Below are 21,087 nucleotides of genomic sequence, written 5' to 3' on the forward strand. Positions count from 1 at the left end.
CATCGAATTAAACAACACGCTCCACCGCTTGTGCGGGTCCCCGTCAATTCCTTTATGTTTTAGTCTTGCGACCGTACTCCACAGGCGGGATGCTTAACGCGTTAGCTTCGCTACTAGAAGGGTCGATACTCCTAACAGCTAGCATCCATCGTTTACGGCGTGGACTACCGGGGTATCTAATCCCGTTCGCTCCCCACGCTTTCGTGCCTTAGTGTCAGCAACGAGCCAGTACCCTGCCTACGCCATCGGTGTTCCTCCTAATATCTACGGATTTCACTCCTACACTAGGAATTCCAGGTACCTCTCTCGTGCTCAAGCTTAGCAGTTCAGGCAATGTATCCACGGTTGAGCCGTGACCTTTCACTGTCTGCTTACTATGCCACCTACGCAACTCTTTACGCCCAGTAATTCCGGATAACGCTTGGATCCTCCGTATGACCGCGGCTGCTGGCACGGAGTTAGCCGATCCTTATTCATCTGCTACCGTCATAATCGTCACAGATAAAAGCAGTTTACAACCCGAAGGCCTTCCTCCTGCACGCGGCGTTGCTCCATCAGACTTTCGTCCATTGTGGAAAATTCCCTACTGCTGCCTCCCGTAGGAGTCTGGGCCGTTCTCAGTCCCAGTCAGGCTGATCATCCTCTCAGACCAGCTAATGATCGTCGTCTTGGTGAGCCATTACCTCACCAACTAACTAATCATACGCAGGCCGCTCCCAAAGCGCTTAAAGCTTTAATCCGAAGATCACATGCGGTATTAGACACCGTTTCCGGTGCTTATCCCTCACTTTGGGGTACGTTCCTACGCGTTACTCTGCCGTCCGCCGCTCGTGTACTCTCACACTTTGCTTGATTTTTATGAAGAAGGCCGAAGTTTTGTCGCTTCGTTTTAGATGCGGTTTATCCTTGCGGAACCGCGACCTGTCTCAATCCAGCAAACTGTGAGAGCCTTACCGCTCGACTTGCATGTATTAGGCACGCCGCCAGCGTTCATCCTGAGCCAGGATCAAACTCTCCATAAAAGAGAACTTGTCCAAACTTCAGTCAGAATCTGACTTACTGTTGAGAACCTTGGAAGGTTCTCGTGTTTAAAACATAGTTCTTTGTGGCTCGTAAGCCACATGAACTGACGTTGATTTGCACTATTCAGTTTTCAATGAGCGTTTTTTGAGAGCACATTAAATAAGGCCCCAGAAAAACTTAACTAGATAATAACCCGTTTATCGTGTAGCTGTCAACAGATAAAAATCCTCTAGGTTGTTGTCTTTTCGATAACTTCTTCAGGGATGACGCCATCCGGTGTGTCGTCTTCTACTTCGGCCTGCCTATCTACGAGGGCTAGTGATACTACATGGTCGCCATCATTCAAGCGCATAATCCTAACACCTTGAGTTGCTCGCCCCAGACTTGGAATGTTCTTAAGTCCGAGACGAATAGTCTGTCCATGGGCCGAGATGATTATGACTTCTTGATCGTCACCCTTGAGTGTCTTGACCCCTACTAGCGGGCCGGTTTTTTTATTAACCACAGCGGAACGAATACCGACTCCGCCACGTTTATGAGCCGTAAACTGATTAACCTTGGTTCTCTTACCGTAGCCAAACTCGCTGATAACAAACACGTAGGAATCATCGTCAACAATGTCCATACCTATTACTTGATCACCTGCTCGCAGACGGATGCCACGAACACCTCTACTGGCTCGCCCCATCGGCCTGACATCCTTTTCATGGAAGCGAATAGCCTGGCCTTGGCTAGTCGAAATAACAACCTCGTCCTCTCCTGTCGTCATGCGTATCCATCTAAGCTCGTCCCCTTCATCTAGACGAATAGCAATCAAACCTGAGCTACGAACATTCCTGTATTGCTCAAAGGGCGTCTTTTTTACCACTCCCTTCACGGTACACATGAGTAAATGACCCTCGGCCCCTTGCTTACTGACGTTTATGACTGAACTAACAATTTCCTCAGGCTGAAGCTGGAGTAAATTAACTAAAGCTACTCCCTTGGCGTTAAGTCCAACCGCCGGAACCTCATAGGTCTTAATCCTGAACACCCTTCCTTTGTTAGTGAAGAATAGAAGGAAGTCGTGCGTTGAGGCATTTACAACATGCTCAATGACATCTTCCTCTCTGGTAGCCATTCCACGTCTGCCTTTGCCACCACGACCCTGTCTCTTGTAGTCAGCGATCGGGGTGCGCTTTATGTAATTAGCTGATGTAAGAGTGACAACTACTTGCTCGTCCGGCACAAGATCTTCATCACTAAGCTTGCCTAGCTCTTGAGCAACTATTTTGGTCTTGCGATCATCGCCAAACTGCTTCTTCATTTCCAGCATTTCATCCTTGATGATCTTTAGAATCTTCTTCTCATCAGCCAATATGCTATTGAGTTTATCGATTAAAGCCAGCAGACTAGCTAACTCATCCTCAATTTTTTTCCTTTCCAAGCCGGCCAGAGTACGGAGTTGCATAGCTAGGATTGCTCTGGCCTGGATTTCGGTGAGCTTAAACTTTTTAATTAAGTTCTCTTGAGCTTCTTCTGTAGTTTGGCTGGCGCGTATAGTCGCAATGACTTCATCTATATGATCGAGGGCTGTTTTAAGGCCCTCTAGGACGTGTGCGCGCTCTTGCGCCTTACGGAGTTCGTATTCGGTTCTGCGACGCACTACAGACTGCCTGTGTTTGATGTACTCGACTATAATGTCCTGGAGGCCCAGGACTCGTGGCTGTATCCCGTCTACGAGCGCCAGCATGTTGTAGTGAAAAGTAGTCTGCAGCGGTGTTAGTTTATAGAGTTGATTTAATAGCTTCTTAGGATAGGCGTCTTTCTTGAGGTCTATGACCACCCTGACCGACCCTCTGGAACTTTCATCGCGAAGATCGCTAATACCGCTAATCTTTTTATCGCGTACGAGGTCAGCAATCTTCTCGACCAAGCCAGCTTTGTTAACCGCATAAGGGATCTCGGTAATTATGATTCGATGGCGACCCTTGGCACCCTCTTCTATGTCGGCAACGCCTCTTACGACCACTCCGCCACGACCGGTGGCAAAGGCTGTGCGGATTGATTCGTGGCCGTAAACAATAGCGCCCGTCGGAAAGTCGGGCCCCTTAACGTGCTCCATCAAATCGTCAAGAGTCGCGTCGGGATTATCTATCTGGACTAAAGTGGCGTCTACCAGCTCATTGAGGTTGTGTGGCGGAATATTAGTCGCCATTCCAACCGCAATACCGACCTGTCCGTTGAGAAGCAAGTTCGGTAGTTTTGCCGGCAGAACCTCTGGTTGCTGGAGGGAGCCATCGAAGTTGTCAACAAAATTAACCGTTTCTTTATCCAGGTCTTCTACCATGGCTTCCGCCGCTCGGGTCATGCGCGCTTCGGTATAGCGGTAAGCCGCCGGTGGATCACCATCCATAGAGCCAAAGTTGCCTTGGCCATCCACTAACGGATAGCGGGTCGAAAAGGGTTGAGCCAGGCGCACCATGGCATCGTAAATAGCGGTATCGCCATGGGGGTGGTACTTACCCATTACTTCACCTACTATCTGAGCGCTCTTAGTATGCTTTGAGCCCGCTCTCAAGTTGCCCTTATCCATAACGTACAATATGCGTCGATGAACCGGTTTTAAGCCGTCCCTTACGTCGGGCAAGGCTCTGGATATAATGACGCTCATAGAATAGTTAAGATAGTCATCCTCCATCCTGTCTTCAACTGATTGATTTAAGACTATTTTAGAATGTTGTTCAGCTGAAGGAAGTGCCTGTTTTGCTCTTTCGTCCATCTTAAATATCCAGATCCTTTGCAAATTTAGCACGACTTTGAATAAAGTTCTTGCGCATTTCTACCTCTGTGCCCATCAGCTTGCTAAAAATAGCATCGGCTTTTTCGGCGTCTTCAATCTTGACCTGTATAAGTATGCGATTCTCGGGATCCATAGTAGTCTCCCACAGCTGATCGGCATCCATTTCACCTAGGCCCTTATAGCGAGAAACGCTGACGCCGGCCTGCTTGATCCGGTCTTCTTTGGGGTCAACCTTCACGCCTTTGACTTTGCGCTCCTCAATAATTTTATCTATAACTTCATCTAGCTCTTCAGGGCTATAGGCGTATTGTTTCTTTTTGCCGGCGGTAATGGCATATAGAGGCGGCTTAGCCGCATACAAGTGGCCACCCTCGATAATAGGCCGCATATGACGGAAGAATAGAGTCATTAGCAGTGTTCCGATATGCGAACCGTCAACATCTGCATCGGTCATCATTATGATTCTTTCATAGCGCAAGCCATTAATGTCAAACTGATCTTCGATTCCGACACCCATTGCCTTGATTAGATTAAGAATCTCTTGATTGGCCAACATCTTATCCAATCGAGCACGTTCCACATTTAGAACTTTGCCACGCAGAGGCAAAATAGCCTGATAGTAGCTGTTGCGACCGTCTTTAGCAGAACCTCCGGCAGAGTTACCCTCAACGATAAACAACTCGGCCTGCGAGCGGTCTTTGGTTGCGCAGTCGGCCAACTTACCCGGCAATGTGGCGCCTTCTAGCGCACCTTTTCGAATGATATTGTCACGAGCAGCACGAGCGGCTTTACGGGCACGAGCGGCCAAGAGAGATTTATTCACCATCTTGCGAGCAACGTTAGGATGCTCTTCTAGATAGTAGGCGAACCACTCATTCATAACTTGCTCAACGTAGCCTCGCACTTCTGGATTGCCCAGCTTATTTTTAGTCTGGCCTTCGAATTGCGGATCTGGAATTTTAACCAAGATAACAGCTGTTAGCCCTTCCCTGACATCATCGCCTGTTAGGTTCTCTTCTTTTTCCTTAAGCAGTCCATTCTTTCGGGCATAATCGTTCAATACTCTGGTTAGTGAGGTGCGAAAACCTGTAAGATGAGTACCCCCATCCGGATTGAAAACGTTATTAGCAAAGGCCATAACCGTCTCGCTAAAGGTATCGTTATACTGCAAAGCCACCTCTACCATGGCTTCTTTAACTTCTTTTTCTATATAGAAAATATCGTCATCAATTGGCTCTTTGCCGTAGTTGAGGTGGCGGACATAAGACTCGATGCCGCCCTCGAAATAGAAACCATAGGATTCGCCACTACGATTATCTCTGATCGTAGCCTTAACACCTTTAGTTAAGTACGATTGATGCCTTAGGTAGTTTACTACCCACTTGTAGTCAAAGTTAGTCTCGTTGAATATAGAACCATCTGGATAGAAAGTTATGGTGGTGCCTGTTTCCGTGGTAGCTTCACCTTTCTTGATCGGGGTTTTTGGTACGCCTATTTCATACTCTTGGCGCCAAACAAAACCGTCAGTCTTTACCTCGGCAATTAGCTTAGTAGATAAGGCATTAACTACGCTAGAACCAACACCATGCAGACCGCTACTAACTTTATAGCCGCCGCCGCCGAACTTGCCACCGGCGTGCAGAACCGTTAAGACTGTTTCTAGCGTACTTACCCCAGTTTTAGGATGTTTAGCGACTGGAATACCACGGCCATCATCGCTAACCGTTACACTACCATCTTCGTTAATGACAACGTCTAGTCTGGTAGCAAAGCCAGCAATAACTTCGTCAATAGAGTTATCAGCGATCTCTTTAATCATGTGATGCAGGCCTTCGTAGCCTGTGCTTCCGATATACATGCCTGGACGCTTGCGAACTGGCTCAAGACCTTCTAGCACCTGAATTTGATCGGCGCCATAAGAATCTGCTTTTTGTTTACTCACTTATACCCTCTGTTAATACTCTTAGATTTTTAAAATGGGCAACTACCTTTTAGAGGCCTATTGCCCACTCCTATCAACTAATAATTATAGAAGAAATCGTCGCCAAAAACAATACGCACCACTATCCACCAAAAGATAAGTTTCCATCTTTATCGATATGCACCATGTGGTCGTCCTGGGGCTGGCCGTCACGGCTTATTTTGAATTCTCCGGTATTTGTGACCGGTGCTGGAGTAGCATCTAGAGGGGAATTCGGGTTCTCTGTTGGTGTTTGTGGGGGTGCTGCCTCGCCTGTAGCCTTGCTGATTGCGGGAGTTGTAGTCGTGCCCGGCGCTGTCTTGGTAGCGATCGTTGGCGCCGCGACTTTTCTTTTTGCGAGCCACTCGTCTAGGAAAGACGAGGAGCTCGACTTCGGCAACGAGCTCGCAGAAGGCATAGCGGCAGAAGTCGGCGGACCAAGCGGTCTGGCCGCAGCACCAGAGACCCACTGCGGCAAACTAGCGGACGACGGGGCGCCACCAGCAAAGGGACTAGAACCAAATGCCGATGGCAGCGCGGGTTTAGCTGGGGCTGCTGTAGCCAAGCGCTTAAAAATTCCGGCTTCAACTTCGGCTTTTGGACGCCCATACTTAGCCGCTGATAGCTGTTTTAGGGCATCGGCAAGTTGTGGATTGGGGTTACCTAGCGGCGGCAAGGTGGCCATCGAGAATGGCTGAACCGGCACCCCACCAATCATCATACGTACGGCCGTATTCGCGTTGGGCAAGAATTGCAGATCATCAATATCAAAGACAGGCGCGAATTGCTTTGCCAGGAATTCTGCATCATTCGTACCTACACGGAAACAAACAACTGAGCCAACGTTACCAAATACTGCATCTCTAATTTCTTCGCTTAGCTGGGTTGTAAACTGGTTAGCAACTATCAGATTTAGGTGATATTTGCGCGCCTGACTCAGGATATCGGCAAAGGAATCAGTAGAGAAATTCTGAAACTCATCCACATATAAACAAAAATCTCGTCGATATTCTTCTGGTATATCGGCTCGGCTCATAGCTGCCGCTTCAAACTTCATCACAAATATCATGCCTAGTAATTTGGAGTTCAAATCACCGGTTCGACCGCGACTGAGGTTAACAAGCAGAATCTTACCCTCGTCCATTATCTGTCTCAGGTCAAAAGAGCTCTTCGTCTGGCCAATGATATTACGCATCATCTCGTTACTCATGAAAGCGCCGAACTTACTGACAAACCAACTGGTGACTTCACCGAACTCATTACTCCGCTGGCTCTGAGGCATCTCCTTGCGCCAAAACTCCAAAACATTCTGATCAGTCACGTATTTTAGTTTCTGTTCCACATATTGCGGATCGCGGAAAAGTTTAGGAATATCAATAAAGGTTCCGCCTTCTGGATCAGCCATGATGGCTAGAGCTGCATTACGGAAAAGATGCTCATAACGAGGGCCTATGATTCCTTGGTGCTGTGGATCATACAGTTTATAAAGCATGTTTATAGCCTCTTGAATCAAGAAGTCTTTTTGGTCTGGAGAATGGTACTCAAACATATTCAGACCAAGTGGATAATCCATATCCGCCGGACAGAAATAAATAACGTCTTCCGTGCGTTCCTTGGGTACCATAGCCAAAAGCTTTTCAGCTGTGTCACCGTGTGGGTCGACAAAAGCAAATCCACGACCCTCCAGCATATCTTGCAAAGCAAGGTTTTCCAGATAAGTAGATTTACCGGTACCCGTCTGACCAACGGCATACATGTGGCGTGCCCGATCTTGCTCGGATAGCCTAATGGCCTTCTTGGCGCCACGGAACATGTTGTAGCCAAGCAGCAAACCCTTTTCCGGCACATTGCGGGGTCCATCAACTTGCTTCGAAGCCTGTCTCTCCAGCTGACTGGTTGGAATATTTTCTTGATCTGGGAAGTGAAATAGCGTAGCGATTTCTGTAGTGTTTAGAACGTTATGGTCTTTTTCGGCCGGAAAGAAACGTAATATATATGACGTTACAAAAGACTCTATGTCTCTAGACGGAACAAATTTAAAGCCGTTCTTGCCTGGCGAGTCAAATAAAGAAAAGGTGGCTACCAAATTATTAAGAATAGTCTGAGCCCTGTGTGAAATATTAGAAGAGGCCACTACTCTTATAAGTACCTCGAAACCAGGTTGTTTTGTTTTTTCCTCTATGGCCTGAATAATAGATTGATCCAGCGAGGATATCTCGGCTGGCTTGTCTTTATCTTCTTTAGTCTCGGGCGGCTTAATTGGAGCCTTCATTAGGTCGCTGGCACCAGACATCAAAAGGCTAAAGCCTTTGTTCTTTGATTTACCCTTGCGTTTTTTATCCGCCTCAGCGGTTGCCATCTTGCGCCATGTTGTCTGGGCCGGCCGCAATAGAATCTGTATGCCGGCTCCGTCCTCTTTGGTTAAGGTAGACATGGCGTTCAACAGAGCTTGCATGCTATCACGCTTGAGGTCCTGATAAGTGGCTATTGGGTAGGCGAATGTTTCTTTAAGGGTCATTTCACCTCCTACCGTACCCGATATTCTACCTACGGGATTAAAGATGTTATGCTCAGGAGCTTCTTCTAGTCTGGCTGCAGGGTAAGCACTTACTATTGCCTGCTCGACTACACTTAGTAATGGCACAGGCACGGCAGCGTAAAAATTTACTGTGCCCTTGTTGGCTACAATTTCAAAGGCCACATGCCTTTGGCCATAGAACTTAGCTTTAAAGCCTTTTTGGAAAGTGCTCGCTAGAATACTGTATAAAACTTGAGCTCGCGATATATTCTCATCAACAACGTCTCGCACGTCCCTTCCTTTGGCCTCAGTATCTTCGCTCAAGGGCGGCAAGTGAATCAGCACCGGGACCATTTTTAGTCCGCGCTCATAGTTCTTTTGTTCGCGGTATATCTTTCGCAGATAGTAAAAACTGACCAAACTGCCCCCGCCAACCAGAATCAGCAACAATAACAAAAGTATAATTACGCCCATTATGCTACCGCGTCATCTGTTTTAAGCTTTTTATTAAAGCGCTTTTGTATATACTGAGCCTTAACCTTATTCATCTCATTCTTCTGTATAAAGGGGTCATCTCTGGTTTGCGAGATTACGGCCTTTGCCCTGTCTACCCAAATTTTTTCTATAGTATCGCTATCTTTAGTTGGCGCAGAGATTGGGGCCTGAGAAGTAGAGTCGTCCGTAGTAGAATCATCTGGTATGACTACCGTGGGGGTTACAGGAACAACTATAACTGGAGCTGTTGGCTGGCTTGTCGATTCCTGAGCAGCTGGGATCGCTTCCTGTTTTTCGCCACTACTAACATACTGCTCCGAGTTGAAAGCCGGAGCTTCCTGATTCGACTGCGGTTTTTCTCCCCCGGTATTGGGACTCATAACAACTATTATACTTTAGCCGGCGACCGTAAAACTAGTAAAATCGTCGGTCGGTGTAAAAACTAATTCCACCTATTGTCAGTAGTAGAATTACACCGTCGACCCAGTTGAGCGATTGACTGCTTCTGAACATAAATAGCAGCACTACGAGCAGGCTTACTAGGATCGTTCTGTGGCGCCACCTTGGCGTTACCCTGCCAGATCTGAGAGCTCCCAACCCAAACCCCAGGCTCATTAAAAAGACTAAAAGAAGAAAGAAGAATACAACTACCATCGCTATGTTGCTTGATGGTGTAGTGTAGGCAGCTATCATTAATAAACCCATGAGACTACCAGCAAGAAAGATTACTGGCAATTTCATGGGTTGAGTAATTATTTTCACCTCCTCATTGTAAAACGTGGAGCCGGGGCGGTAAATGCGCCCATGATTAAATTACTAAATAGCGCTTACCGTCCACCGGCTTAGTGACTGACCGCTCTCTTTTAGAGAGCGCTATCCATACGCAAACTCCTGGCGCTGTGTTTGTAAGTTTTTGTTTTTTTACTTACTCTCTCAAATTAGCACAAAGTCTAAAGATAGTCAAGACAGTTACGTTGTCGTAAAAACTTTTAACAGATTGCGAGTTGATTTACTTACTGTAGTAAATTATGCATCTAATGGCTGTTGTTAAAAAGTTATTTAGGCACAAAGTGATCATTTCTCAGCCTTGCTTGGCAGCTTTGGTTTGGCCAAAAAATTTAATATGAATCTAATTAGTAGCCAGCCGTTTTACTAAAATCTTTGGCGGTTTGTCCGACTTTGACACAAGACTTTGCGCACAACCCTAAAATGAGACCCTGATTCTCAAAAGCGGAACAACATACTTACAAATTCCTGAAAGTCATCCCGGACCTATGAAAGTGTCAGTCGAAACCACAAAATATGGAAGCCGCACTATATTTGCTTGTTATTAGACTGCTAGAAAGATTGCTAGAAAAAACATGGTTCAACTAGATCTCTGCCATGAAGCTACGGATTCTGGAATCTCGCCAACCATGCCACTTAGTTGAAGGTGCTGTTTATAATTATTGGCTAAAAAATTGCTGCGGCATTTATATATTCTTGAACCCACGAAGCCTGCTAAAAAGTAGTTTTTTAAGCGCACCAGTGTCGGCTTTTTGTGAGTAAGGCCGACAAAATGATAGCAAACCAACTAAAAGTTATACACATGTTTAGGCACTTTTTATGCATAAACGTATTGACAGTAGATTTTGCTATTTATAAGATGAACGTAGCACTTGAATAAAAAAAGTGCTCAAAAACAAAAACGACTTGTAACAACGGCTTCTCGCAAGCCGTTGTTCCACCAAGTTGAAACAAACAGGCTAACAAATCTCCCCAAACATTTCACCCGGCTTCTGGCCGGGTGAACTAGTTTTAAAGCTTTTATTTATAAATTAACGTGCCATAATGAAAAAATTATGGACGCTGGTGTTAAGAGCATTGTAGATTATTCAGGCACCAGTGCCGCGCTGATAAACGCGGAGTGTCATATAACCAACGGCTTGCCTGCAGTAGTTATAATTGGTCACGCCTCAAAAAGCGTTGATGAGGCTAAAGAGCGTCTTAGAGCGAGCTTTGCTAACAGCTCGCTTCAGCTGCCACGAAAACGAATCACTATTAATCTTTCGCCTGCTGACCTGCCTAAAGACTCCACTAGTCTAGATTTGGCAATGGCTGTAGCGATTCTTGCGGAGTCAGGACAAATAAAGATTCAGGGGCGAGAGCAGACAATATTTTTAGGTGAACTTAGCTTAAATGGCTCTCTTAACCCCGTGAGGGGCTTAATTGGTCGCCTTCTTGAAGCTAAAAAGCAAGGTTTTAACAATTTCTTCATTCCGACCCCCAATCTAGAACAGGCGTTGCTCGTTCCTGGGCTAACTCTAAAGGTGGTAGATAGCTTAAGAGACGTTTTCCTTGATCTTAGCGGCTCCCTCCCAGCCAAGACAGTTCAAACAAAGGCAGGACAGCTTCCCCGCTCGAGCGCCACTACCGATAGCATCGACTTTTCAGAAATAACAGGCCAACCCATAGCCAAGCGGGCTCTGGAAATAGCTGCAGCCGGCCACCATAACATTCTTTTACACGGGCCGCCTGGGACAGGTAAGACTATGCTCGCTAGAGCTATGCGCAGTATCCTGCCTAGGCTCAGTTACGAAGAAGTGTTAGAAGTTACGCAACTTTATAGCTTGGGCGCTGGTGATTTTAATCATATTGTCGTTGACCGACCATTCAGATCTCCTCATCACACAGCTAGCACCACTGCCTTAGTCGGCGGTGGTAGCAACCCCAAGCCAGGAGAAGCGACGCTAGCCCACAGGGGTATTCTTTTTCTAGACGAATTGCCAGAGTTCAACCACGGAGCTCTGGAAGCTCTCCGCCAACCCCTAGAAGACGGAACTGTTTCTATTGCCCGAGTTAAAGACAGTGTTACCTATCCAGCGGAGTTCATATTGGTTGCTACTCAAAATCCTTGTCCATGTGGTTTTTTCGGCACTAGTAAACCGTGTGTTTGCAGTGCTAGCGCAATTGCTAAATACCAAAAGAAGGTTTCTGGACCTATCTTGGATCGAGTCGATCTGCATCTGCCAGTTCACGACATCGACCACAAAAACCTGCTAGTCAACACAAACCGAGAGCCTGAATCCAAAATTATAAGAGGTAGAGTAGAACTAGCATATCAGAAACAGAACAAGAGATTCGGCAAAATGAAATTCAACTCTCTTATGTCTAATAAAGAAGTTCGCGAACTAGCTCGACTTTCACCTAGTGCTAAAGACTTTCTAGATAACGCGGCACCAAAACTTGGGATCTCGGCTAGAGCCTACGTGCGTACAGTTAAAGTAGCCCGAACAATAGCCGACCTCAGTAACGAGGAGTCAATAGCTGCAACCCATATCAGCGAGGCTCTGCAGTATCGTTATCAGCCGTCACTAACTTGAGACTTCTTCCCTGTTCTGCTACTATATTTCTAAATTCATGGAGCAATTAAAATAAGCAAAGATCCCCGTATAAATCAGGCTATAAGGTCAGCCCAGCTTAGAGTGATTGGCGAAGATGGACGTCAGCTAGGAGTTTTAAACCGTAACGAAGCCCTGTTAGCTGCCGACCAAGCCGGATTAGATCTAGTCGAAGTATCTCCTGAAGCTGATCCCCCTGTTGCCCGAATTATTGACTGGGGTAAATATAATTATCAACGCACCAAGCAGCTTCAAAAGAGTCGTAAAAATGCTCGTGCTGTGGAGATGAAGCAAATGCGAGTGGGCCTAAAAATTGGCGACAACGACCTAGCGGTTAAGCTTCGCAAGGTCAGCGGCTTTTTAGAGGCTGGACATAAGGTGAAAATTGCTGTAATCTATCGGGGACGAGAACTAGCCCATAAGGATTTGGGCTTTAAGCTAGCTGACAGAATTGTAAGTGAACTTGGCGAGGATATCAGCGTCGACCAAGAGCCTCAGTTTGCTGGCCGGCAGCTAAGTTTTGTCGTAAGGAGTAAGAATGCCAAAGCTAAAAACTCATAGCGGTACTAAGAAGCGAATAGCGCTCAGTAAAAACGGTAAAGTTTTACGCCGGAGAGCTGGTTCTAATCACTTTCTTCAGAAGAAAAGCAATTCGCGCAAGCGAAATTTTGCTGGAGTTGAAGAGCTTCAGGGCAAACAGGTTAAAAATATCCGCCGCAAACTAGGAGTTTAATCAATGCGCGTTAAAAGAGGTACTGGCTCCCACAGCCGTCATCAAAAAATTAGAAAAGCTACAAAGGGCTATACTAAGTCCAATCGCTCTAGTGTTAAGCGCGGAAAGCAAGCAACTACCAGGGCTCTGCAGTTTGCCTACCGAGATAGACGCAACCGCAAGCGCACTTTTCGGGCTACCTGGAATTCTCGCATTAATGCCGCTGCTCGCCTGAACGGCACTACTTATAGCCGCCTTATAGCCGGATTAAAAAATACCGGCATTGGTCTAGATCGTAAAGTGTTAGCGGAACTTGCCGTTAGCGAACCAAAAGCCTTTGAAGCAGTTGTTAAATCTGTCACCAAAAATAACTAGCCTTTGAAAACAAAAAACCCTTCTTTAAAGAAGGGTTTTTTGTGTGTCGGCTGACCGTAAGCCGGGTTCTGTTTTAGTTGGTCATCTATCTAGTCCCGATGTTGCCACCAGGCTCAAGCGGTTATCGACAGCCAGACGGGCGATCTTTTTAGGCTATCTCCTTGCAGCAGGCAGGGTTTACCTCTCCTAATGCGTCACCGCATAGGACTGTGGGCTTTTACCCCACTCTTTTCACCATTTCCAGGCCCGCTAGTACGAACCCGGTTGTGTCGTTTCTGTGGCACTTTCCCTAGAATTACTTCCGGTTGCCGTTAGCAACTGCCTTGCCCTGTGCTGCCCGGACTTTCCTCTCGCGCTTTAAGCGCGGGCGACCAACCGTCAGCCGGCACAATAATTATTATAGCCTATTTTTGCTCATCTAGAATGCGGTTGACTTCCTTGTCGGCTAGCTTGTTAAGCTCGCGAGGAACATACGTAAAGACCGTTTTATTAAAAAGCTTCGATAAAGCTATTACCTCTTGATAGGCTGGCAGTAGGTCTGGGTTTTTGACCTTGTAGGCGCCATTGACCTGGTTAATTACCAGTTGGCTATCCATAAAAACTCGTACATCTTCAACCCCTAGCTCACGTGCCCGCTCTAATCCTAGACGAAGACCCTGGTATTCTGCTTTATTGTTAGTGGTAACTCCTAGATAAATTCCTGATTTTTCTACAACACTATCATCCAGATTACAGATCACAAACGCAGCAGCCGACGGACCTGGATTACCGCGCGAACCTCCATCGGTGTAAAGTTTAGCAACATCGAGGGCCGCCACCTCAGCTGGAGTGGTAGGCTTAGATTTTTCAAAATCAAAATAAATGATTTTGACTGGAGTTGAGCCTGTGACTTTGCTACCGTAGTAGCCTCTATACACCTCTAGCATATCCCTTTTTGAAGCATAGGCGTTGTCGTCGTGGATATTTTCTTCGGTTATGTCCTCGAGTCTTTTTTCGACTATTTCTGTTATTTTAGCCGTGCCTATAATTTTCCAAGTCTGAGGGTTACTATCTTCAACCTTATCAATAATCCTTATTTCATCGTTAACGCTTAGGTCCTTATCGTCGAACATGCGCCAGGTGGATATCTTCTGACCTTCCTCAATTAGTTTGGCCGTCTCGTGGTTGAATTTAAGTGTTTTCACTATGTCTGGTCTTCTTTTACGCTATTTCTATCTTATAATACTTGAAGGAAAGCTAATAGTTGGTCTTTTAGCGGGGTGTAGCGCAGTTGGCTAGCGCGTACGGCTGGGGGCCGTGAGGTCGCAGGTTCAAGTCCTGTCACCCCGACCATGTAAAAAGTCCTGGACGAACCAGGACTTTTTACATGGTCGGTACGTTAGCACTCAATTTACTCTGCCCTAATGCGCAAAGTGGGTGTTCTCACACTTGATCCACAGATCAAATTGGTAGTTGAACTCCCTAAAAATTGGTGTTCAGAAAATTAATGTGCCCTTCCCGACCTGTTTTCTATTATAACAGCTAGAGCAGGCCCGGAGCTAATCCACTAACTAATTTATCAACCACGGTGGTCACTAAGGGGCCTATGAATTGATAGAAAATCAGAATGAAAATTACGAGGCCCGCTAGGCCCATTCGCTCAATTGACTCCATTATTTCTTGAAGGGGTCTGGGAGCAAAAGCGTACAACAGCCTAGATCCATCTAGGGGCGGCCAAGGTATTGTGTTAAATACAAAAAAACCAATATTCACAATAACGGTGTAGCCTAAGATGTCATAAAATACTGTCGATGTAGGATTTACTACTCTTAGTACAATAGCAGCCAAGATGGCCAAGACTAGGTTGGTCAGAGGCCCAACCATGCCAACTATAGCTGCGCCGTATTCACCGTAGCGTACACGATTAAAGTTCACCTGGACGGGCTTGGCGGCCCCGAAGAGCACTGGGCTGTGACTTAAGACAAGTAGCAGCGGGAGAGCCAGCGTCATTACCGGGTCAATATGCTTAATGGGGTTTATTGATATTCTGCCTTGAAGGTAGGCTAGATCATCCCCCAGCCAGTAACTAACAAGTGCGTGCATCATTTCGTGCAGAGACATTGACACCAAAAGTACCGGCAATACTATTAAAAGCTCTTGTGTTAAGGAGTCCATCTCTAAGATTATACCTTACACTGGCTTGACTTTCTCTTTTACGAACGCTAGAATTAAGCGTTGAAACTCTTTAAGGATTTGTTATGCAAAAATGCGAAATCACCGGTAAAGGCAAGCAGTATGGCAACAATGTCAGCTTTTCTCAGCGCCACACCAAGAAAGTGTGGAAGCCTAACCTGCAGACTAAGACCCTGGTAGTTGACGGTAAAAAAGTTAAGATGAAAGTCAGCACCCAAGCTATACGTAGCCTTAAGAAGAAGGGTCTGCTGTAACTTACTGACGCTCTAAAATAACCAGCTTTGTAGTATCGGCCGGCTCGCCTGGCCGTACTTTATATTTAGAGGTCGTTTCGGAGGGCTCCATGCCTAGGCCCTTTATAGCTTCGCTCAACTCTTGCTGTGGAACTTCATACTTTAAGTCTTTGTCGGCATAGTGTGTAGGTATAACAAACTTGGGTTCGATCTGCTTAATGATAGACAAAGCGCCCACGCCATCAAGCGTATAGCCATTGCCACCCACCGGAATAATAACAATATCTAAAAGACCGATATTCTCTAGCTGATCTTCGCTCAATTGGGGAAATATATGGCCAATAACGCCAATTCTGGCCTCTTCTGCTTCGATAGTATAGATAACTGCCGAGTGTTGTCCTTCTTCATCCATATGAGCCCTGGCGGCTGTGCCGCGAATAATAGCTCCTGATATTTCATACTCACCTGGCATTTCTGCCGAGAATAAAGCTTCGGAATGCTCTGGCGTAAGTGTAGATGTACGCAGGCTAATATCGGTTGATTTAGTTACGCTTTTAGCGCCCAATGCTTGCAAATTATCATCAACCACAATACTAAATTTCTTAGATGATATTTTAACGCAATTTCCACCGTAATACTGTACGTCCACAGCTACTCCTTTTAGTTGTTTACTAGATTCTGAGTATCAATTATAACTTGTTTCTTAGAACCTAACAGATTATTGATAAATCGATCGTTGATTTGTACACGGTATTGGTAGTTGCTGGGCGTCATTACTACATACCTAAGTTCCTTATTCTCTGTCTTTTCCAGCTCGCTCATAAACTTGACGACTTTTGTCTGGTTGATATCTCCGACCAACAGCACATCGATGCCACTTGCTTCATCCCTGGTAAACTGGCCCGTAAATACAACAAGCTCAACCCGTCCAAGACTTCTGAGATCCTTGGCTAAAGGATGATCGGTCGCTGAAGCGGCTTTCTTTGGTGCTTCTTCCCTAGGTTCAGCCTCGGTTTTATTTTTTTCTTTTGATTTCTTCGCCGGTTTGGCAGCCTCAATAGGTACGCCACCGAAAATCATAGACAGAGGTGAATAAAATTCGTAGCTCTGATCTACTTCATAATAAAGCCGGTTATTATTGGCATCTGACTTAATAATGCCAATGCTTAGTAGGTTAGAAAGCTCACGCCTAACAGAGTTGATCTGTTCATCAACTTTACGGGTAATTTCGCGCACATAAAATGAACGGTTGGGATTGGTAAAAAAAAGCTGAAGAAGCTTAACCCTAGTTTTTGATCCAAATAGTTGCTCGAACATAACTTCCCTCTCGGAGTTATTGTAACAGAATTAACTAACTTACAATAACTTATGTGTTCAGACGATTCTTTAGAAAGGTTTTGGCCGCCAAGCCGTTCTCAAACCAATGAATATGGTCATTTCTTCTGAACCATGTGCGTTGACGTCTAGCATATTGCCAGTCTAGTTTTTTAAACTTTTGCTTCGCTTCTTCTTCTGTTAGCCCTCCGGCTAGAATCTGCGAACAAAGTTTATACACAATACCGACATTTTGAGCTGGAACTCCGGGCCACTTTCGAACTAAAGATTTGTACTCCTTCATCACCCCATTCGAGAATATTTTATCTGCACGCTTGTCTATTCTACTCTGCAGAGCTTTGTCTGATGGTAGCAGTCCAATTACTAGTGCGTCGGGGCGAATAGCCGCTTTTGTTGAAAGCGCTCCGGCGGTCTCTATAATCCTAATAAGATGACGCTTATTTTGAAGATTCTCTGGCCAAGGATAATTATTTTTATTAATAATGTCATGCAGTTGATCTATGCCAAGTTTTTCTAAATCATCTCTTTGTTCTTTACTACCCTTTGATCGGAAGTCAAAATCAAATAATACGCTATCTATGTAAAGTCCAGTTCCACCAACCAATATGGGTAGACGGCCCCTTGTTTGTATCTCTTGAATTTTAGCCTGTGCATACTTCTTGAAATCTGCGACCGTAAAACTACCACCCGGCTCCACCAGATCCAGTCCCCAGTGCGCCACTGCCGCCCGCTCTTTCATAGTCGGCTTAGCCGTACCAACATCTAGATCTTTATAAATAGTCCGTGAATCAGCAGCAATGATCTCGCCGTTAAACTCCTTGGCTACTTTAAAAGCAAGATCGGACTTACCGCTAGCCGTCGGCCCGACTATAACAAGGAGTTTTGGTTTGGGTTTACTGGTTGCCATAGAATTTGATCGATTTTAACCTTATAATCGTCACTCACCTCAACCCCTTCTGCCAATAATGCCTGCTTATGGCCCTCCATTCCACCAGGATATCCTCGGGCCATGCCACCTTGTTTATTGACAACTCTTTGCCAGGGCAGATTCTTGGGACCCGTGTGAGCAATCTGGCCAACCTCCCAAGCTGCCCAAGCAGCACCAGCCAAAGCCGCTACCTGACCATAGGTAGCCACTTTTCCTTGAGGTATTCGTCCGACAATTTCGTAAACTCTCTCTTTAAAATCGGCGTCAACTCGCTGCATAGTCTACTCCCTATTTTTAGCTAGGTCAGAGATTTTGGCGAACAGTTCATCGGCCTGCATAGATGGAAGCTCTTTGAGGTCCGAACGAGACCTGGCGGTTAAGTGGCTGTTTTCTATTTCTTTATTACCAATTACTACAGTAAACGGCACTTTTGCTGTTTCGGCATCGCGGATTTTTTTGCCGACAGTATCGTTGCTATCATCAACTTCTGCTCGTAAGCCCGCTTTTATAGCCTGCTTGCAAAGTTCGTTCGCGTGAGCGACTATCTTATCGTCCTGATTCAGAGTCGCAATTCTCAGCTGTTCCGGAGCAAGCCATACTGGAAAACGCCCTGCCGTATGCTCAATATAGACAGACAGGAATCTTTCGATCGAGCCTAGAAGCGCGCAGTGAACCATCACAGGTGTCTTGCCCACCCCTTCTTCGTCAACATATTCGAGTTTGAATCTTCCAGGCATCACGAAATCCAGCTGAACGGTAGCAACCTGCCATGAACGCCCAAGAACATCTTGGGCCATAAAATCTATCTTTGGGCCATAAAAGGCCGCTTCTCCCTCACCCACGAAGTATTCCAGGCCAGACTTTTTAGCTTGTTCTTCCATAATAGCCTGGGCGTGCTGCCATAGATCATCAGAACCAAGGTAACCGGGTCCGTCGTCTTTGAAAGACAATCTCACCTTAAGACCCATACCTATGGTCTTATAGAGCTCTTTGGTCGCGTCAATAAGATCTTCCACTATCTCTTCTATTTGATCTTCTCGACAAAAGGCGTGACTATCGTCTTGAGTTAGGGACCTCACACGGCTAAGACCTTGTAGCTCGCCGGTCTTTTCGTCTCGGTAGTCAGTTGTAGTCTCTATAAACTTAATTGGTAGTTCACGATAGCTTCGAGGACGAGAGGCATAAATCTGGATATGATGAGGGCAGTTCATAGGTTTAAGGACCATTTGATCCGAAGTTTCCTGACTTTTTACCAGAAAGAGTTCATTCCCAAATTTATCCCAATGGCCGCTGGCTTTATATAGATCATTTTTTGTAATGTGTGGTGTCCACACCTTGCGAAAGCCCCTCGCCTCTCGCAGCTCGTTAGAGTACCCGGCAAGCTCATCTCTTAATATGACACCTCTTGGCGTAAATAAAGGTAAACCCGAGCCCACCAGTGGCGACATTACAAAAAGATCTAGCTCTTGGCCAAGACGACGGTGGTCGTCTTCGTCTAACCTATTTTCCTCATTCATGAAGTTCATCATAACACCTTAAGCAGACTATAAAAAGATAGTGAATATGAAAAACGGCTCTGAGTGTCCTCGCAATTACACTCAAGCCGGTTTTTCATTAACACTTCGGCAAAACTCAACCTGCTTTAACTATATAGGCACTAGCACTTTAATGCTAGTACTTTTTTACTCGCCTTATCCACAAGTGTGCATAAGTACTGTGCTCTATCTTAACGTCATATATGAGAACTTGCTAAACCACCCCTGGTAAGCTAGTATATTTAACGTCCCGGGCACGTAGCTCAGTTGGCTAGAGCGTCACATTGACGTTGTGGATGTCGGGGGTTCGAGCCCCTCCGTGCCCACCACGAAAACTTTGCTTTCAGGAGCAGAGTTTTTTATTTTCTATATTGTTCACAAATTCGCTGCAGGTAGCGAAGATTGTGAACCGAAGCCAAGGTTCCGGCTAGTGGATTATCTGTTTTATAAAGTTGTCTAAGGAAGGCTCGACTGTAGCCAGTTTGACAAGCCTGGCAATCACACCCCTGTTCTATGACAGATTTATCAGCTGCAAAGGTCGCATTCTTAAGATTGAGCTTTTGGTCGCCGCTCACCCAAACACTACCGTGACGTGCGTTACGAGTTGGGAGTACGCAATCCATCATGTCGATTCCGTGATTAAGTCCAAACCTTAAGTCGATTGGGTCACCAACGCCCATGAGGTATCGGACTTTCGTAGGGTCGTACAATGCAGCCAGATACTCTAACATGCCATGCATTTCTTCTCTACTTTCACCAACTGACAATCCTCCAACGGCCACGCCATCCACATCTTGAGCCTGGACAAAATCAAGGCTGCGGGCCCGCAGTTTTTTGTCCAGCCCACCTTGAGAAATGCCGAATAACAGAGGTCGCTTGTTGGTAGCCATACCAACAGTTAGTCTCTTAAATTCAGCTACACAGCGCTCCAGCCAGCGGTGAGTACGCTCCAGCGCCTCGCTTGTTCGATGCCGATCGCTTAGGCTTAGTCCAGTTAAATCATCAAAGGCCATAATGATGTCCGAGCCAAGTGCGAATTGAATCTGCATCGATTTTTCTGGCGAAATAAAAACTTTATCTCCCGTTTTTGGATCTTTAAATTCAACCCCTTCCTCTGTTATTTTTCTAACTTTGGCCAGCGAAAACACCTGAAAGCCACCAGAATCCGTTAGTATCGGGCCCTCCCACTTATTGAATTGGTGCAGTCCGCCAAACTTCTTAATAAGTGCCTCTCCAGGCTGAAGGTGCAAATGATAGGTGTTGCTCAGTAAAATTTGAGCGCCCGTATTCTTGACCTGAACGGGATCAACTCCTTTAACCGCCGCTCTGGTGGCTACCGGCATAAAGAGGGGTGTGATTACAGAACCCCGCCTAGTGTTGAGAATTCCACTGCGGGCAAATTTGCTTGACGTTTGTATCTGTTGAAAGGTGTTTTTAGACACTTGGTCTATTGTAGCAGGCATTGACAGCAAATTGCCCAGATGATAACTTTGTCTACTGTTAATAGTGAGGTAAGTTTTGAGTACCACGAATGTTGGTAACCCGCTTGAAGGATTCAAGCTTTTTTACGAAGAAATTATTAACGTAAAACCAGCTCAGCCCCGGATTCGCCGTACCAGGCAAGCCCGAGCCTAAGCGC

18 protein-coding genes, 2 tRNA genes, 1 rRNA gene and 1 other RNA gene are annotated in these 21,087 nt (G+C 45.9%); 7 read left to right on the top strand and 15 right to left on the bottom strand.

Annotated elements, in window-relative coordinates; all coding sequences use genetic code 11:
• The 6 genes from VFT49_02555 to VFT49_02580 form a co-directional block, all read right to left on the bottom strand.
• Positions 1-1,022 (bottom strand): 16S ribosomal RNA (locus tag VFT49_02555); the annotation flags it as partial.
• Between the two features lie 230 nt (positions 1,023-1,252).
• Positions 1,253-3,784 (bottom strand): DNA gyrase subunit A, encoded by a 2,532-nt coding sequence (gyrA, locus tag VFT49_02560; protein ID HEU5004946.1) that lies wholly within the window; start codon positions 3,782-3,784, stop codon positions 1,253-1,255.
• 1 nt (position 3,785) lies between these two features.
• Positions 3,786-5,747 carry a DNA topoisomerase (ATP-hydrolyzing) subunit B gene (gyrB, locus tag VFT49_02565; protein HEU5004947.1) on the bottom strand — a complete coding sequence of 654 codons (1,962 nt, stop codon included), beginning with the start codon at positions 5,745-5,747 and terminating at the stop codon, positions 3,786-3,788.
• 121 nt (positions 5,748-5,868) lie between these two features.
• Positions 5,869-8,757: an ATP-binding protein gene (locus VFT49_02570; GenBank protein ID HEU5004948.1), complete on the bottom strand. Its 2,889-nt coding sequence runs from the start codon at positions 8,755-8,757 to the stop codon at positions 5,869-5,871.
• Positions 8,757-9,158 (bottom strand): hypothetical protein, encoded by a 402-nt coding sequence (locus VFT49_02575; GenBank protein ID HEU5004949.1) that lies wholly within the window; start codon positions 9,156-9,158, stop codon positions 8,757-8,759. The genes VFT49_02570 and VFT49_02575 overlap by 1 nt, the downstream gene beginning before the upstream one ends.
• Before the next feature lie 34 nt (positions 9,159-9,192).
• Positions 9,193-9,540, bottom strand: a complete 348-nt coding sequence (locus VFT49_02580) for a hypothetical protein (GenBank protein HEU5004950.1) — start codon at positions 9,538-9,540, stop codon at positions 9,193-9,195.
• Positions 9,541-10,619: 1,079 nt separating this feature from the next.
• Here VFT49_02580 and VFT49_02585 point away from each other — a divergent pair.
• The 4 genes from VFT49_02585 (at position 10,620) to rplT (ending at position 13,245) form a co-directional block, all read left to right on the top strand.
• The gene (locus VFT49_02585) at positions 10,620-12,140 is read left to right on the top strand and encodes a YifB family Mg chelatase-like AAA ATPase (protein HEU5004951.1); all 1,521 of its coding nucleotides are present in this window, start codon (positions 10,620-10,622) and stop codon (positions 12,138-12,140) included.
• A 69-nt stretch (positions 12,141-12,209) separates the two neighbouring features.
• Positions 12,210-12,719: a translation initiation factor IF-3 gene (gene infC, locus VFT49_02590; GenBank protein ID HEU5004952.1), complete on the top strand. Its 510-nt coding sequence runs from the start codon at positions 12,210-12,212 to the stop codon at positions 12,717-12,719.
• Positions 12,697-12,891, top strand: coding sequence for a 50S ribosomal protein L35 (gene rpmI, locus VFT49_02595; protein ID HEU5004953.1), 195 nt, complete (start codon positions 12,697-12,699; stop codon positions 12,889-12,891). The genes infC and rpmI overlap by 23 nt, the downstream gene beginning before the upstream one ends.
• Before the next feature lie 3 nt (positions 12,892-12,894).
• Positions 12,895-13,245 carry a 50S ribosomal protein L20 gene (gene rplT / locus VFT49_02600; protein ID HEU5004954.1) on the top strand — a complete coding sequence of 117 codons (351 nt, stop codon included), beginning with the start codon at positions 12,895-12,897 and terminating at the stop codon, positions 13,243-13,245.
• A gap of 41 nt (positions 13,246-13,286) precedes the next feature.
• Here the strand turns inward: rplT and rnpB are convergent.
• Both rnpB and VFT49_02610 read right to left on the bottom strand, forming a co-directional pair.
• Positions 13,287-13,632, bottom strand: an RNA gene (gene rnpB, locus VFT49_02605) — RNase P RNA component class A.
• Between the two features lie 17 nt (positions 13,633-13,649).
• Positions 13,650-14,429, bottom strand: a complete 780-nt coding sequence (locus VFT49_02610; protein HEU5004955.1) for a reverse transcriptase-like protein — start codon at positions 14,427-14,429, stop codon at positions 13,650-13,652.
• Positions 14,430-14,500: 71 nt separating this feature from the next.
• On the opposite strand from VFT49_02610, the gene VFT49_02615 reads away from it, so the two are divergent.
• Positions 14,501-14,577: transfer RNA gene (locus VFT49_02615), tRNA-Pro, on the top strand.
• 189 nt (positions 14,578-14,766) lie between these two features.
• Here the strand turns inward: VFT49_02615 and VFT49_02620 are convergent.
• Positions 14,767-15,399, bottom strand: coding sequence for a site-2 protease family protein (locus VFT49_02620; GenBank protein HEU5004956.1), 633 nt, complete (start codon positions 15,397-15,399; stop codon positions 14,767-14,769).
• A gap of 83 nt (positions 15,400-15,482) precedes the next feature.
• On the opposite strand from VFT49_02620, the gene rpmB reads away from it, so the two are divergent.
• Positions 15,483-15,671, top strand: coding sequence for a 50S ribosomal protein L28 (gene rpmB, locus VFT49_02625; protein ID HEU5004957.1), 189 nt, complete (start codon positions 15,483-15,485; stop codon positions 15,669-15,671).
• Position 15,672: 1 nt separating this feature from the next.
• Here rpmB and VFT49_02630 read toward each other — a convergent pair whose 3' ends face one another.
• The 5 genes from VFT49_02630 to thrS are packed head-to-tail and all read right to left on the bottom strand — an operon-like array spanning position 15,673 to position 19,430.
• The gene (locus VFT49_02630; GenBank protein ID HEU5004958.1) at positions 15,673-16,299 is read right to left on the bottom strand and encodes an MBL fold metallo-hydrolase; all 627 of its coding nucleotides are present in this window, start codon (positions 16,297-16,299) and stop codon (positions 15,673-15,675) included.
• 11 nt (positions 16,300-16,310) lie between these two features.
• Positions 16,311-16,967: a transcriptional regulator gene (locus VFT49_02635; GenBank protein ID HEU5004959.1), complete on the bottom strand. Its 657-nt coding sequence runs from the start codon at positions 16,965-16,967 to the stop codon at positions 16,311-16,313.
• A gap of 49 nt (positions 16,968-17,016) precedes the next feature.
• The gene (locus tag VFT49_02640) at positions 17,017-17,892 is read right to left on the bottom strand and encodes a tRNA (adenosine(37)-N6)-dimethylallyltransferase MiaA (protein ID HEU5004960.1); all 876 of its coding nucleotides are present in this window, start codon (positions 17,890-17,892) and stop codon (positions 17,017-17,019) included.
• Complete coding sequence (locus VFT49_02645) at positions 17,853-18,191, bottom strand: MGMT family protein (protein ID HEU5004961.1); 339 nt, start codon at positions 18,189-18,191, stop codon at positions 17,853-17,855. The genes VFT49_02640 and VFT49_02645 overlap by 40 nt, the downstream gene beginning before the upstream one ends.
• 3 nt (positions 18,192-18,194) lie before the next feature.
• Positions 18,195-19,430, bottom strand: coding sequence for a threonine--tRNA ligase (gene thrS / locus VFT49_02650; protein HEU5004962.1), 1,236 nt, complete (start codon positions 19,428-19,430; stop codon positions 18,195-18,197).
• A 270-nt stretch (positions 19,431-19,700) separates the two neighbouring features.
• On the opposite strand from thrS, the gene VFT49_02655 reads away from it, so the two are divergent.
• A tRNA-Val gene (locus VFT49_02655) sits at positions 19,701-19,777 on the top strand.
• Positions 19,778-19,807: 30 nt separating this feature from the next.
• Here VFT49_02655 and tgt read toward each other — a convergent pair.
• On the bottom strand, positions 19,808-20,911 hold the full coding sequence (gene tgt / locus VFT49_02660; protein ID HEU5004963.1) for a tRNA guanosine(34) transglycosylase Tgt: 1,104 nt from the start codon (positions 20,909-20,911) through the stop codon (positions 19,808-19,810).
• Positions 20,912-21,087 lie beyond the last annotated feature (176 nt).

The organism is Candidatus Saccharimonadales bacterium, from assembly GCA_035758565.1.
In the GTDB taxonomy this organism is placed as follows: Bacteria; Patescibacteriota; Saccharimonadia; order Saccharimonadales; family UBA10212; genus DASTXL01.

Bases quoted from the DNA above. Each gene is read 5' to 3' on its own strand.
- gyrA (HEU5004946.1), bottom strand. From the start codon at position 3,784: ATGGACGAAAGAGCAAAACAGGCACTTCCTTCAGCTGAACAACATTCT.
- VFT49_02570 (HEU5004948.1), bottom strand. From the start codon at position 8,757: ATGGGCGTAATTATACTTTTGTTATTGTTGCTGATTCTGGTTGGCGGG.
- VFT49_02575 (HEU5004949.1), bottom strand. From the start codon at position 9,158: ATGAGTCCCAATACCGGGGGAGAAAAACCGCAGTCGAATCAGGAAGCT.
- VFT49_02585 (HEU5004951.1), top strand. From the start codon at position 10,620: ATGGACGCTGGTGTTAAGAGCATTGTAGATTATTCAGGCACCAGTGCC.
- rpmI (HEU5004953.1), top strand. From the start codon at position 12,697: ATGCCAAAGCTAAAAACTCATAGCGGTACTAAGAAGCGAATAGCGCTC.
- rplT (HEU5004954.1), top strand. From the start codon at position 12,895: ATGCGCGTTAAAAGAGGTACTGGCTCCCACAGCCGTCATCAAAAAATT.
- VFT49_02620 (HEU5004956.1), bottom strand. From the start codon at position 15,399: ATGGACTCCTTAACACAAGAGCTTTTAATAGTATTGCCGGTACTTTTG.
- rpmB (HEU5004957.1), top strand. From the start codon at position 15,483: ATGCAAAAATGCGAAATCACCGGTAAAGGCAAGCAGTATGGCAACAAT.
- VFT49_02635 (HEU5004959.1), bottom strand. From the start codon at position 16,967: ATGTTCGAGCAACTATTTGGATCAAAAACTAGGGTTAAGCTTCTTCAG.
- VFT49_02640 (HEU5004960.1), bottom strand. From the start codon at position 17,892: ATGGCAACCAGTAAACCCAAACCAAAACTCCTTGTTATAGTCGGGCCG.
- VFT49_02645 (HEU5004961.1), bottom strand. From the start codon at position 18,191: ATGCAGCGAGTTGACGCCGATTTTAAAGAGAGAGTTTACGAAATTGTC.
- thrS (HEU5004962.1), bottom strand. From the start codon at position 19,430: ATGAATGAGGAAAATAGGTTAGACGAAGACGACCACCGTCGTCTTGGC.
- tgt (HEU5004963.1), bottom strand. From the start codon at position 20,911: ATGCCTGCTACAATAGACCAAGTGTCTAAAAACACCTTTCAACAGATA.